Genomic DNA, 13,263 nt, shown 5'->3' on the forward strand with positions numbered 1-13,263 from the left:
CAGTCGACACATTGATAAAACCCTATGACACAAAACACCAACCCTAACTATAAATATATCAAAAATAAATAGTGGATTTTATCAAATATTGTCGCTATCAACAAACATTTTTTGAAAATTTCAGAAAAAATGAAACTGAAATGGAACGAATAATCGCACTATGTACTGTGAGTGAATCGTCTACAAAAAGAAGGGAATTACTTTAATTGAATGCCTCATTAGCTTGCCTGTTTTGGTGTTTCAATAAGGATTATATGCTACAATGAGGAAAATAGTCGATAAGGGGTGAAGTCGTTGTATTTGTCTTCTGAGTACTTAAAACGTTTTGACAAAGACTTATATTACAAAGTGCTCTTACTCGAAAGCTTTGAGGATCAGGTCGGGCACACAGCGGCACAACTTGCACAAAAGGTTCAACTAGACGCAAGAAGTGTAACCAGATATTTAGTTGAATTGATCAAAAATTATCAATTATTCAGTGGAAAAGAGCAATCTTTATTTACGAAGAATCATCGATCGGGTTATCATTTTTATGATTTTCTGGATCCTATTGAACGTGAACGCTTTTTGATTTACCTCGTGCAAAGTACGCTTAAATACCAGCTATTGCACGACATTTTTTTTGAAGAATTTCATACGCTCTATCAATTCTCACAAAAGCATTATATCAGTGAGTCAACTGCTCATCGGAAAATCAATGATTGGAAAGAACAATTTTCGAGGTATGGTATCCAACTCAAAAGAGGAAGCTATATTGCGTGTGGAGAAGAAGAAATTATTCGATTATACCTACATATGACTTTTTGGCAGTTATTTCGTGGCAAAGTTTGGCCTTTCGAAACTATTCCACAACAGGACGTCAAACAAATTGCTGACCAGATTTTAAAGTTTTTTGATATTCGGTTGAATGAGATCAAGAAACGGCGATTAGAGTATATGCTAGGTGCATTTTTCTTACGTAAATCCCAAAAACATTTTGTGGTTTTAAATAATAAAAAACGACAGTTGATTGAAAAAAATCCACTCTTTGAAGCATTTAGTCAGTGGATGGCGCCTTTTTTTCCAAACTATTTCCAAGGAAAAGAAGAATTAGGTGCACTATTTTTAGTGCTGATGACCAGAGAAGAATATTATCAATCGTCAGGCATCCGTCAGCAGATTTTTGCTTTTCACCGAAAACAACAAACAGCGCCTTTTATAGCTCTATTAGAAATGAAGAATGCGTTAGCAGCATACTGTGAAGAAAAGCAGTTGGCAGAGGAATCATTCACCAAAGAAGCAGAGAACTATTTGCTTAGTAGTCACCTGTTCGCGTACTTGTTTCCTCATGCGAAGGAAATGGTTGATGGGGAAGGTAGCAATTTTTCTAGACACTTCATTAGTGAAAATGAGTCATTGAAACAATGGTTGTTGGATTTTTTCAATCGAGCGACACAACGTGCAGACGAGTGGGTCTATGAGAATGCGACATTCTTGATGCGAAGGTATCTAACCGTGTTAAAAACGATGCGTGTTTTTGATCGACAATTACCAAAAGTCACTATTTTACTGATGACGGACTTTCCTCTTTTTGAAGAAGAATTACTAAAAGATAACCTAAGGCACTTTTTCAGAGAGGAGTATCAGTTGTACTTTTTACCAGCGGATTATCGAGGAAGAGAGGTCGATCTACTACTATCTACAAGCAAGATCCATCGCAAACCTTGGGCGGATCTAGACTATTTCATCGTCACAGATGAACTTGAACTCTCGGATTATATCCGTTTATTTGATAAAATCAAAGAAATCCAAATAAAGAAAGAGAGAAAAAATCATGACATTTGAAGAAGTATTGCCACAGTTAAAAACAGGTGCAAAGGTTATTAGAAAAGGTTGGAGTGGATTTGAATTGTATGTTGTTCTAGTATCCGATGATGAATTTGATGGTTGTCCAGTAACGCCTTATTTTCTGATCAAAACGAGCGACGAAGGATTTTCTAGCTTTGCGCCAACCGTTTGCGATATTCTGGCAGAAGATTGGATGATCGTTGAATGACGAATCATTATCCGGACTTAGCGAATCAAGTCGTCTTTGTGACAGGCGCCGCTCAAGGAATCGGTGCTGCACAAGCAGAAGCTTTTTTAAATCAAGGAGCGAAAGTATTTGGTGTGGATCTGAAATTAGGTAAGATGGAAGAACTAGCCATAAAATACCCTACGCATTTTATCTCATTTCTCGGTGATATTTCACAAAAAGAAGTGATTGAACAAGCGGTCACTACGTGTCATGAAAGAGCTGGTGCTATTTCTATCTTATTGAATACCGCAGGGATTCTTGATGGCTACAAGCCTTTATTAGAAACAGACGAAACACTTTGGGATCGGATCTATGAGGTCAACGTAAAAAGCCTCTTTCGATTAACAAAACAAGTGTTGCCTGATATGCTCGAAAAGCAAACGGGAACGATCATCAATATGGCTTCCATTGCAGGTATGGTGGCTGGCGGTGGTGGAATCGCGTATACGAGCGCCAAACACGCAATCATCGGCTTCACGAAACAGTTAGCTCTTGATTATGCTGCGCAAGGGATACGTGTAAAAGCCATCGCACCAGGTGCCATCCAAACACCGATGAATGCAGCTGATTTTGCAGGTGACGGAGAGATGGCCAAATGGGTCGCAGAAGAAACGCCTGTTAAGCGTTGGGCACAGCCGGAAGAAGTGGCAGAATTGACGTTATTTCTTGCGACGCCTCAAGCGAGTTATATCCATGGAGCAATCGTTCCAATCGATGGTGGATGGTTGCTTAAATAGCTGAAAGAAAAATAAGTGGGGGAAACGTATGAAAGTGATCGATTGGTTGATGCCTCTTGGAATGGTTAGTGCAGTTGCTTATTTTGTACATGTGTTTCTTGGGCAATACCTTTGGGGATCATATGATCCAATCACGACAGACATCAGTTCTTTAACCGCCGTTGGTGCGCCAAATACGAATTTATTGAATATGATCTTGCTTATCTATGGCATAGGCTTTTTACTGTTTGTCATTGGAATGGTCGTGAAAGCCTTTGAAAAGTATCATGGGATGACTCGAATCGGTTATCTGATCTTTCTTGCAATGGCAATCACCACAGTGGTAGGCTATAAACTATTTCCATTGACAGGCGATAAGGTGGATATGAATTACCAAAATATGATGCATATCGTTGTGACGATCCTTGTTGTATTTACTACTATATCTTCTTTATTCCTTATTGGGTTTGGTTATCTTAAACAAGAAAAACTACGTACGTTAGGAAAAATATGTATTGCAACCGCCATATTGATCACTTTCTTTGGCGCATTGAATCCAATTGGAATGGCACAAGAATGGCATATTTTAGGGTTGACGGAGCGAATGGCGATCTTTCCACTGCAAGCCTTTGTTTTCTTTCTGTCCTTCATCTATACGACGAATAATAAGCTGATAGTGAAAAAATGAAATGGTATAGCTAGATGATGATAGAAGTGTCTGGCTATGAGAATAAGCGATATTCGCCAAAAAGTAGTTGCTCTATTTGGCGGATATCGCTTATTTTTAAAGTCTGTCTTTTTTATCCTATTAATTTTTTAAACTAATTTTTGAATGTTGAATCGTAATCTTTTTCTTAAAGTAGTGCCAGCACAAGCCGCTCCAGTACTTTTGATCAACTCTGGCAACAAGAAGGGGAAGAACCCACTCAATAGAGCAGTTTGAACAGGCAAATGACTACTAAACGATAACCAAAGAGTTCCTACAGCTAAAGCAAGAAGAGAGCCGAATAGATTGGCACACCAAGCATGGAAAAAGCGAGAATTGGTCTTCTCAATCCACCAACCAATGACGAAAGACTGAAGAATAAAACCAAAAAGGTAGCCACCTGTTGGTCCAAATAAGATGCCCATTCCCCCAGTCATGCCAGAAAAGACGGGAAGTCCGATCAAGCCTAATAAGAGGTACAGACAAATTGCGAGAGTACCAGCACGTTTCCCAAGAAAAGTGGCGGTCAAGCCAATCGCAAAAGTCTGACCAGTAAGTGGAATCAATCCTAATGGAATAACAAATTGTGAAAGAATTGCAATGATTGCGGCAAATTCGGCAACGAGTATAAGTTCTTTTAATGATTTTGTCATCCGTTCTCCTTTTGTTAACCTTTTTTATTTTTATGGTTAACGAAATTATAGAGGAAGAGAAAATAAATGTAAAGTCTCTTTATGGTATATTTTGAAAAAGCACATAAGAAGTAAGCGTACAAAAAAAATTTCCAAATGTGAGAAAAAGTATGAATAGCAAGTGTTTTGATACGTGATATAATTTTTATATAACATAATCAACTATATTTAAGCACATAGAAAAATGAGGATGATCATTCATGATCTTTCTACAGATAGGTGCCCAACCTAGTCAATGAACTGGTTTGTTGCTTGAAAAGGCCAGTGAACATTCATCGTTTTGCCATGGGTAACAAAAAGCTGTTTGACGAATGAATGTGCCAATAATCAACAACTGTGAAAGTGAGAAGTTAATATGTCTATCCACCATTGATAAAGGAAGAAATTAAGCAGTTGCTTGCTTAGAGGAAACATTTCATTGAAAAAGCAATGATGCAAGACAGTTTATGAATTTTGAAGCATCACACTGTAGAGGACATGTTCTTTTCCTCATCTAAACCAATTGGGAAGTGGCAGTTAAAAGCTGTATCTTCAGAGAACAATTGAGAATATCAAAAACTTCGCTGTTTTATCACCCAAGTAGCGAATACAAATTGATTTCTCTTGCTATTGTTCGAGTCATGGATGCACCTGAACCTGCTAAAGCCAACATAAAAAGATAGCACTCGACTCAACGCAATACGTATGTTTTTTTGAGTTCTATCTTTTTATGTATGTCCGAGCGAAGAAAAGACACGGGGACATTATTTCTTATTACTTAGATCTATCCATCTTTTTCACAATCTAAAAAAACCAGCTATCCAAAAGATAGCCGGCTTTTTTGTACCAAAGTTTGTTGAATTATAGGCTTTGGTTGTAGTATTCAACGACAAGTGCTTCGTCGATTTCTGGGTACAATTCGTCACGTTCTGGTAAACGAGTCAATGAACCTTCTAATTTTTCAGCATCAAAGCTTACGAATGCTGGACGTCCAACAGTTGCTTCAACTGCTTCTTTTACAGTTGAGATGTTTTGTGATTTTTCACGAACTGAAATCACTTGACCAACTGCAACGTGGTATGAAGGGATATCAACACGTTTGCCATCAACCATGATATGACCATGGTTAACTAATTGACGTGCTTGACGACGAGTAGTTGCAAGACCTAGACGATAAACAACATTGTCTAAACGTTGTTCTAGTAAGATCATGAAGTTAACCCCGTGTTTACCTTCTTTGATTTTGCTTGCTTTAACGAACAAGTTACGGAATTGACGTTCGTTCATACCGTACATATGACGTAATTTTTGTTTTTCAGTTAATTGCATACCGTATTCTGATTGTTTGCCACGGCTGTTTGGTCCATGTTGACCTGGAGCGTAAGGGCGACGTGCTAATTCTTTTCCTGTGCCAGATAATGAAATACCTAGGCGACGAGAAATTTTCCATGATGGTCCTGTATAACGAGACATTAAAATTTCCTCCAATAGATAACTATATTTTTTGGAGTAAAATAATCCGTTAAAAAATTCATAATCGTATAGTTTGTTCTTCAATCTTCACCTTTGCAGCCGCGGTTACGCAATTGAACCCGAAGCGGGGCAACAAACTAGGGACGAGTTATTATTTTTCTGCTGCATTATTTTACACGAATTACAGTATAAGCGATATGACCTATCAATGTCAAGAGAATAAGTAGCAAAAAAGCTTTACAAACCCCAGTTCTGTCTATAGAATAAGAGGGTATATGCCAAAAGCATGAAAATAATTGAACAAATCTTAAAGGAGAAAAGAGATGAACCCAGTATCACCGTTGTTTGAAAAGATTGAGGCATCAATCGAAAAGAAAGTTGATTTGATCGGAAATAGTTACGCCCGTTATGCCGTGCGTGCTTTATTAGCCAGTTTGTTCTTGACACTTGGAACTGCTGTTGCTTTTTCGATTGCGATCAAAGGTGAGCATATCGCTCATGGATTTGGAAAAATACTTTATGCGTTTATGTTTAGTTGGTCGTTAGTCATGATTTTATACATGAATGCTGAACTTGGTACCTCAAATATGCTTTATATGTCGGTCGGGGTCCAACGTAAGCGGTTAAAATTAGGTCTAGCTGCAAAAATTCTGTTTACTTGTATTTTATTTAACTTGATTGGTGGGGTATTATTTGGCTTTTTAATTTCCTTGACAACACCATTCCAAGATCTGCCAATGGATAATTATATGTTAGAGTCGATTGCGGTCAAATTGACGAAACCGACAACAACTATTTTGGTAGAAGCAATGTTTGCCAACATTGTAGTAAATACAGCGGTATTGATTAGTATGCGAATGAAAGATGATGCAGGGAAAGTCTTAGCGATTGTTTTCATTATTTTCATTTTTGCTTTTTTAGGCTATGAACACGTTATTGCCAACTTCCCGGCATTTACATTAGCTTATTTTGTTTCAGGTGGGCAGATGGATGCGATGACTGTTGGTAATGTGATCCACAATCTATCCTTTGCGTTGATTGGGAATTACGTTGGCGGTGGTTTAGTCATTGGGTTAGGTTATGCATGGTTGAATCAATCAAAATCATCCTATGTTGACTAGTTCGTTCCTTTAAAAATCGAAGGAGGCCATCCCTTGGAGACAATTGTTTTTCCAAATAATAAAGAAAAAGCTCAGCAGATGGAAGCTTACATGAAGCATCATTTCCGATTTGCGGGAGTTCCTAAGCCAGAAAGAGTGTTACTACAAAAGGCTCTTTTAAAAGAAAGCCAGAAGATACCTATTTCAGACTTACTTTTATTAGTAAAAGATTATTATATGCAGGAAGAACGTGAGTATCAGTATTTAGCGATCGATTTAGTCCAAAAGAACGTCAAACGTCTTTCTTTTGATAACTTAGTATGGTTACTTGAGCTTGTCTCACAGAAGGAATGGTGGGACAGTATCGATTCTTGGCAAAAAGTCTACAGCACGTGGGGAAAACTTCACCAAGAAGTTGATGCGGTTTTCAAATTATTTGAAGGTCAAGAAGACTTTTGGTTAAGACGAATTGCGATTACCCTGCAACTAGGGTTTAAAGAACAGACAGATGTCGCTCTACTCGAACGAGCGATTCATGCAGATCGTTCAACAAAGGAATTTTTTATTCAAAAGGCTATTGGTTGGGCGTTGCGGGACTATAGCAAAACAAATCCACTTTGGGTAAAAGAACAATTGACAAAAGAATTAAGTAAGCTTGCAACGAGAGAAGCAAGTAAGTATTTATAGAGAGGCGAGATAGAATGACACGCAAATTAATTGCTTTTGATATCGACGGCACGTTGTTAGATTCCAACAAACAGGCATTGGACAGTACGAGGGAAGCCTTGGAAAAACTGCGTAAAGATGGACATTTAGTGACGATTGCTACAGGGCGTAGTCGCTTTCACGCACAAGAAGTTATCCGTGATCTAGCATTTAGCAATTATATTCTATGTAACGGTGCAGCCGGATTTTTGGATCATGAACAAGTCTATAAAAATTTGCTGGATCAAGAACAATTACACCAATTTATTCAAGAAGCACAAGAAAAGGCTATCGATACAGCATTTGTTAGTTTAGATTCAATCAAACGCTTTTCATCTAATCGTATCGATATGATGGAAGATGCGATGCATTCATTTGGTGCACACTTACCAGAATTGGACGAATACTTTGTTGAAAAACAGGATGTGTATCAAGCATTAGCTTTCTTTGATCACTCTTATGACCAACAATTCAGTGCTTACGATCGTATCCGTTTTGTGCGCTGGCACGAAAATAGTGTCGATGTGGTGCCACACGATGGTTCCAAAGCGGTAACGATCATGAACCTAGCCAATCGAGTAGGGATTGCGCCAGAAGACGTCATCAGTTTTGGTGACGGACAAAATGATCGCGAAATGCTTCGTATGTCTGGTATTGGGGTGGCAATGGGGAATGCCGTACCAGAAGTCCAAGCGGAAGCAAAAATGGTGACAGATACGAATGATCAAGATGGTATTTGGAAGGCATTGAAAGAGTTAGCGTTGATTTAGGTCAAATAAATACTTCGACAATCCGCTTAACAAAACAGAGGACATGCAACAGAATTTTCTGATTGGATGTCCTCTGTGTTTATTTTCTTTCTTCTGTTAGGATACAGGAATTACTAAAGTGACTATTCTTTTCTAATTAAATTATGTAATAATTCTTTTACATATTGCTATCAATCCAAGCTGTATCATTTCCTACTCTGAAGTATAAATATAATGATTTAGATACATTTCCTAAATTCCAACCGCCTTTAACGCCACCGTATGCAGAATATCCAGATTGTTCTTTTGCTCGGAATATACCTTGAGAAATAAGAGAAAAATTACCAAGTCCAGCCCAATTTACGTTGTAAATTCTATCAATTTGGTCATAATTTCCTTGTAGATTGGTATAGTCAGCTGTGAAAACAAGCTCAAAACCAGAGTAGAAACCATGAATTGCTGTACCTTTACAACTTGAATAGCCGGAACCACTAGTCCAACTTCCTCCTTCTCTCCAAGTAGAAATACCAATAATAGGATTTTTAGATTCTTCAATTTCTTTGCTAATATTTTCAATAATAATATCTTTATTTAGTTCGATACCATTTTCATCATAAAATGTTGCATCTGTAAAATCTACACGAATACTTTCCAAATCTCCTATTGACTTGCTTGCATTTGATTTCAGAGTTTCAAATACATATTTACTCATCCTTGTTGTATTTTTATCGAAAGCTAAAGGGTCTTGCTTTTGTTGGATATTTGTTTCTAAAGGAGTTGAATTTTTATTAATTTCAATAGCTGATACTAGAGGCGTACCAGTACTTCCCCCCAACTGATAAAATAGTTGTTGCTAAACCAATCTGTATAAACTTTTTTAAAAAACATAGTGTTACTTCCTTAATAGTATGTTATTATATTCTTATATATTTTATCATTAGTGAACTTTTTAGAAAACGTTTTCTTTAGATGGTGAATGTTTTCTTATTCTGGAGGTGATATCATGGGGGACATTGTTGTACACGTTGTTTTAGTTTTTTAATTTCTGTTTTGGTTTATGCTCTTCACAGGTTTAGCACTATGTATTGTTTACTTAGTAAAAAAATAAAAAAATAAATTTTGGTCAATTTACATAGTTAGAGAATAAAGTTATAAAAAGCTGTTGCTAGTTAGTTCCAAATGACCTTTCCTAATATTCTAGAAAAGAGCTTCTTTTACAACCTCTTTCCTTTCTTTACTAAAACACTTATAATATAAGATACGTTAGAAGAGAAGAGGAAATCGTGTGCGGGTATTGTTTATTGGTGATGTAGTAGGTGCGATGGGTAGAGAAATGATCACAGAATATCTCCCTCGCTTGAAGAAAAAATATCGTCCACAAATGACGATCGTGAATGGTGAGAATGCGGCTTCAGGTCGTGGGATCACAGAGAAAATCTATAAGAAGTTTCTGCAAGATGGCGTAGATGTCGTGACGATGGGGAATCATACGTGGGACAATCGTGATATTTTTGAATTTATCGATGATGCGAAAAAAATGGTTCGTCCAGCAAATTTCCCAGAAGGAACCCCTGGGCAAGGAATCGTTTTTGTCAAAGTCAATCACTTGGAACTGGCTGTCATCAATATGCAAGCTCGTTCATTTATGGTTGATTTAGATGATCCATTTCGTAAAATGACCGAGTTAGTCGAAGAAGCTCGGAAAAGAACACCAATCATTTTTGTTGATTTTCATGGAGAAACGACGAGTGAAAAACAAGCAATGGGTTGGTTTTTAGATGGAAAAGTATCTGCTGTAGTCGGTACACACACGCACGTTCAAACAAACGATGCGCGAATTTTGCCACAAGGAACGGCGTATTTGACGGATGTCGGTATGACGGGTCCATATGATGGGATTTTAGGGATGCGCCGTGAACCAGTGATTGAAAAATTTTTAACGGCTTTACCAAAGCGTTTTGAAGTGGTGGAACAAGGTCGAGGTCTTTTAAGTGGTTGTATCTTGGACATCGACGACCAGACGGGACAGGCAAAAAATATCCAATTGATCCAAATCAACGATGACCGCCCTTACAGAGAATAGAAAGCGAGAGGGAATGTGCAGGACAAAACGACGATCCAATTAGAAGTCGACCAATTGGCGACTCTTTTAAAGAAGAATGAAACGATCACACGTTATCAAGAATTGGAACATAAAGTGAAACATAGTCGTTACTTGAATCAACAAACAGAAACGTTGAAGCAAGCGCAAAAAGATGCAGTACAATATGCGCAATATGGACAAAAAGAAGCAGAAAAAGAAGCGATCAAACGGATCGAAGTCTTAACACAATCAATCGACGGCTATCCTTTAGTGATTGCTTACCGCCGTCAACTGGTGGAAGCAAATGAGTTATTGCAACACTTGACTCAAATGATCCAAAATGAAATCAATGAGTATATAGAGGAGGAGCATAATGCCTCAAAAAACTAAGAACACTCCAATGATGGAACAATATCTAAGCATCAAGGCGCAATACCAAGATGCTTTTTTGTTCTATCGTCTCGGAGATTTTTATGAATTATTTTATGAAGATGCTGTCAAGGCAGCACAAATCTTAGAACTGACACTAACTAGTAGAAATCGTAATGCGGATGATCCAATCCCGATGTGTGGGGTACCGCATCATTCTGCACAAGGATATATCGACAGTTTGATCGAAAAAGGATACAAAGTAGCGATTTGTGAACAGGTAGAAGATCCTAAGACGACTAAAGGCATGGTCAAACGAGAAGTCGTACAATTAGTGACTCCTGGAACAGTGATGGACAGTAAAGGATTATCAGCCAAAGACAACAACTTTCTGACGGCGGTAGTCAATCAAGGTTCCGCTTTTGGGTTTGCTTATGCCGATTTAAGTACAGGCGAATTAAAAACGGCCCGCTTACTTGACGAAGAAGCTGTCTTGAACGAAACCTCTGCGTTACAAACAAAAGAATTGATTCTAGGTACAGAGATCAGTGAAACGTTATATGAGCAACTAAGTACAAGACTTGGCTTAGTCTTTTCAAAACAAGAAAGTGTAGAAGAAAATGCGGAATTCAATTTTCTAACGAGTGAGTTGACGGATGAATTAGAAAAGGAAGCGACTGGAAAGTTACTTACTTATTTAGCAGTCACGCAAAAAAGAAGTTTGGCACATATCCAAAAAGCGGTCGAATACCAACCAGATCATTTCTTGAAGATGGATTATTATTCTAAATTCAATTTAGAATTAAGCCAGTCGATCCGTACTGGAAAAAAACATGGCACGCTTCTGTGGTTATTAGATGAAACCAAAACAGCAATGGGGGGACGTTTGCTAAAACAATGGCTTGATCGTCCGCTGATCCAATCCCATCAAATCAATGCTCGGCAAGAAATGGTGGCATCGCTGATCAATAGTTATTTTGAACGTCTTGATTTACAGAGTGCGTTGACGAAAGTCTATGATTTAGAACGTTTAGCTGGACGTGTCGCATTTGGTAACGTCAATGGTCGAGATTTGATCCAGTTAAAAACATCGCTACAACAAGTACCGATGATTCGCGGGCTGATTGAAGGCATCGATCAAGGGCAATGGACAGAGTTATTAACAGATATGCAACCAATGGATTCATTAGTGGAACTGATCGAACAAGCGATCCAAGAAGATGCACCTTTACAAATCACTGAAGGAAACGTCATCAAAGATGGATTCAATGAACAGCTAGATACGTATCGTTCTGCGATGAGGAATGGCAAACAGTGGTTAGCGGAATTGGAAGCACGAGAACGTCAAAGTACAGGAATCAAAAATTTAAAAGTTGGGTTTAATCGAGTGTTTGGTTATTATATTGAAATCACGAAAGCGAATTTGATGAATGCTGAACTGGAAAAATATGAACGTAAACAAACGTTAGCTAATGCAGAACGATTTATCACACCTGAATTAAAAGAATTAGAAACACAGATTCTAGAAGCGGAAGAAAAATCAGTAGATCTAGAATACCAACTCTTTTTAGCTGTTAGAGAAGAAGTGAAAAAAGCAATCCAACCATTGCAAACCTTAGCAAAATCATTGAGTACTGTAGACGTCTTACAAAGTTTTGCAACGATCAGTGAGCGTTATCAATATGTTCGTCCAGAATTAACGAACAAAAAAACATTGGTGATCGAAGAAGGTCGTCATCCGGTTGTAGAAAAAGTGTTAGGGCATCAAGAATATATCCCAAATAGCGTGATCATGTCGGAAGAAGAAATGATCTTGTTGATCACTGGTCCTAATATGTCTGGTAAAAGTACGTATATGCGACAGTTAGCATTGACGGTATTGATGGCACAGATGGGTTGTTTTGTTCCGGCACAAAAAGCAGTGCTGCCGATTTTTGATCGGATCTTTACTCGAATCGGTGCAAGTGATGATTTGATTGCAGGACAAAGTACCTTTATGGTAGAAATGATGGAAGCCAACCAAGCGTTGCGCCATGCGACACCGAATAGTTTGATTTTATTTGATGAACTCGGTCGAGGAACAGCCACTTACGATGGTATGGCATTAGCACAAGCTATTATTGAGTATATCCATCAACACGTTAAAGCCAAGACATTGTTTTCTACGCACTATCATGAGTTGACAGTGCTTGATACGGAATTGCCGCAATTGAAAAATGTCCATGTTGGTGCAGTTGAAAAAGATGGCGATGTGGTATTTTTACACAAGATGATGGATGGTCCAGCAGATAAAAGCTACGGGATCCACGTCGCTAAAATTGCGGGTCTACCAGATGAATTATTGTCACGTGCCTCTGCGATCTTAGCCTTTTTAGAATCAGGAGAAACGACACACCATGTCTCGGCACTTGAAGCATCTGTCACGAAAAAAAGCGATTATCCAATGATCCAAACAACTCAACCAAGCCAGCAGGTCAATGAAGAGAGTCAACAACTATCTTTATTTGGTGAAGCAACGGAAGCTGAAACGCAAATCATTGCTGCATTGAAACAGTTGAACCTACTAGAAATGACGCCAATGGATGCGTTGAATAAATTGTACGAACTGCAAAAACAATTATAGGAAGAAGGTGCT

Annotated in this window: 13 protein-coding genes; 10 read left to right on the forward strand and 3 right to left on the reverse strand. The window is 38.2% G+C overall.

The window, feature by feature from the left end:
• The first annotated feature begins 294 nt into the window (after positions 1-294).
• The 4 genes from CYK55_RS01005 to CYK55_RS01020 are packed head-to-tail and all read left to right on the forward strand — an operon-like array spanning position 295 to position 3,460.
• A complete protein-coding gene (locus CYK55_RS01005; protein ID WP_034689369.1) occupies positions 295-1,824 on the forward strand; it encodes a helix-turn-helix domain-containing protein in 1,530 nt (509 codons plus the stop codon).
• Complete coding sequence (locus CYK55_RS01010; protein ID WP_010734410.1) at positions 1,814-2,035, forward strand: DUF2829 domain-containing protein; 222 nt, start codon at positions 1,814-1,816, stop codon at positions 2,033-2,035. Before CYK55_RS01005 ends, CYK55_RS01010 begins: the two co-directional genes overlap by 11 nt.
• Positions 2,032-2,793, forward strand: coding sequence for a 3-oxoacyl-ACP reductase (locus CYK55_RS01015; protein WP_034689367.1), 762 nt, complete (start codon positions 2,032-2,034; stop codon positions 2,791-2,793). The genes CYK55_RS01010 and CYK55_RS01015 overlap by 4 nt, the downstream gene beginning before the upstream one ends.
• 28 nt (positions 2,794-2,821) lie before the next feature.
• Positions 2,822-3,460, forward strand: coding sequence for a DUF998 domain-containing protein (locus tag CYK55_RS01020; protein WP_034689365.1), 639 nt, complete (start codon positions 2,822-2,824; stop codon positions 3,458-3,460).
• 128 nt (positions 3,461-3,588) lie between these two features.
• Here the strand turns inward: CYK55_RS01020 and CYK55_RS01025 are convergent, their stop codons facing one another.
• Together CYK55_RS01025 and rpsD are read right to left on the reverse strand one after the other, a co-directional pair.
• Positions 3,589-4,131: a biotin transporter BioY gene (locus CYK55_RS01025; RefSeq protein ID WP_034689363.1), complete on the reverse strand. Its 543-nt coding sequence runs from the start codon at positions 4,129-4,131 to the stop codon at positions 3,589-3,591.
• A gap of 879 nt (positions 4,132-5,010) precedes the next feature.
• Entirely contained in the window at positions 5,011-5,622 is a 612-nt protein-coding gene (gene rpsD / locus CYK55_RS01030) for a 30S ribosomal protein S4 (RefSeq protein ID WP_010734406.1), read from the reverse strand.
• A 323-nt stretch (positions 5,623-5,945) separates the two neighbouring features.
• Between rpsD and CYK55_RS01035 the strand changes: the two genes are divergently transcribed.
• The 3 genes from CYK55_RS01035 to CYK55_RS01045 are packed head-to-tail and all read left to right on the forward strand — an operon-like array spanning position 5,946 to position 8,197.
• On the forward strand, positions 5,946-6,743 hold the full coding sequence (locus CYK55_RS01035) for a formate/nitrite transporter family protein (protein WP_010734405.1): 798 nt from the start codon (positions 5,946-5,948) through the stop codon (positions 6,741-6,743).
• Between the two features lie 33 nt (positions 6,744-6,776).
• Positions 6,777-7,409 (forward strand): DNA alkylation repair protein, encoded by a 633-nt coding sequence (locus tag CYK55_RS01040; RefSeq protein WP_034689361.1) that lies wholly within the window; start codon positions 6,777-6,779, stop codon positions 7,407-7,409.
• A 14-nt stretch (positions 7,410-7,423) separates the two neighbouring features.
• The gene (locus tag CYK55_RS01045; RefSeq protein ID WP_034689358.1) at positions 7,424-8,197 is read left to right on the forward strand and encodes an HAD family hydrolase; all 774 of its coding nucleotides are present in this window, start codon (positions 7,424-7,426) and stop codon (positions 8,195-8,197) included.
• A gap of 157 nt (positions 8,198-8,354) precedes the next feature.
• Here the strand turns inward: CYK55_RS01045 and CYK55_RS01050 are convergent, their stop codons facing one another.
• A complete protein-coding gene (locus CYK55_RS01050) occupies positions 8,355-9,011 on the reverse strand; it encodes a hypothetical protein (RefSeq protein WP_126133812.1) in 657 nt (218 codons plus the stop codon).
• Positions 9,012-9,461: 450 nt separating this feature from the next.
• Between CYK55_RS01050 and CYK55_RS01055 the strand changes: the two genes are divergently transcribed.
• The 3 genes from CYK55_RS01055 to mutS are packed head-to-tail and all read left to right on the forward strand — an operon-like array spanning position 9,462 to position 13,251.
• The gene (locus CYK55_RS01055; protein WP_034689357.1) at positions 9,462-10,259 is read left to right on the forward strand and encodes a TIGR00282 family metallophosphoesterase; all 798 of its coding nucleotides are present in this window, start codon (positions 9,462-9,464) and stop codon (positions 10,257-10,259) included.
• Positions 10,260-10,274: 15 nt separating this feature from the next.
• Complete coding sequence (locus CYK55_RS01060; RefSeq protein WP_034689355.1) at positions 10,275-10,649, forward strand: YlbF family regulator; 375 nt, start codon at positions 10,275-10,277, stop codon at positions 10,647-10,649.
• A 13-nt stretch (positions 10,650-10,662) separates the two neighbouring features.
• Positions 10,663-13,251: a DNA mismatch repair protein MutS gene (gene mutS, locus CYK55_RS01065; protein WP_404830917.1), complete on the forward strand. Its 2,589-nt coding sequence runs from the start codon at positions 10,663-10,665 to the stop codon at positions 13,249-13,251.
• Positions 13,252-13,263 lie beyond the last annotated feature (12 nt).

This window comes from Enterococcus mundtii (assembly GCF_003957375.1).
Taxonomy (GTDB): domain Bacteria; phylum Bacillota; class Bacilli; order Lactobacillales; family Enterococcaceae; genus Enterococcus_B; species Enterococcus_B spodopteracolus.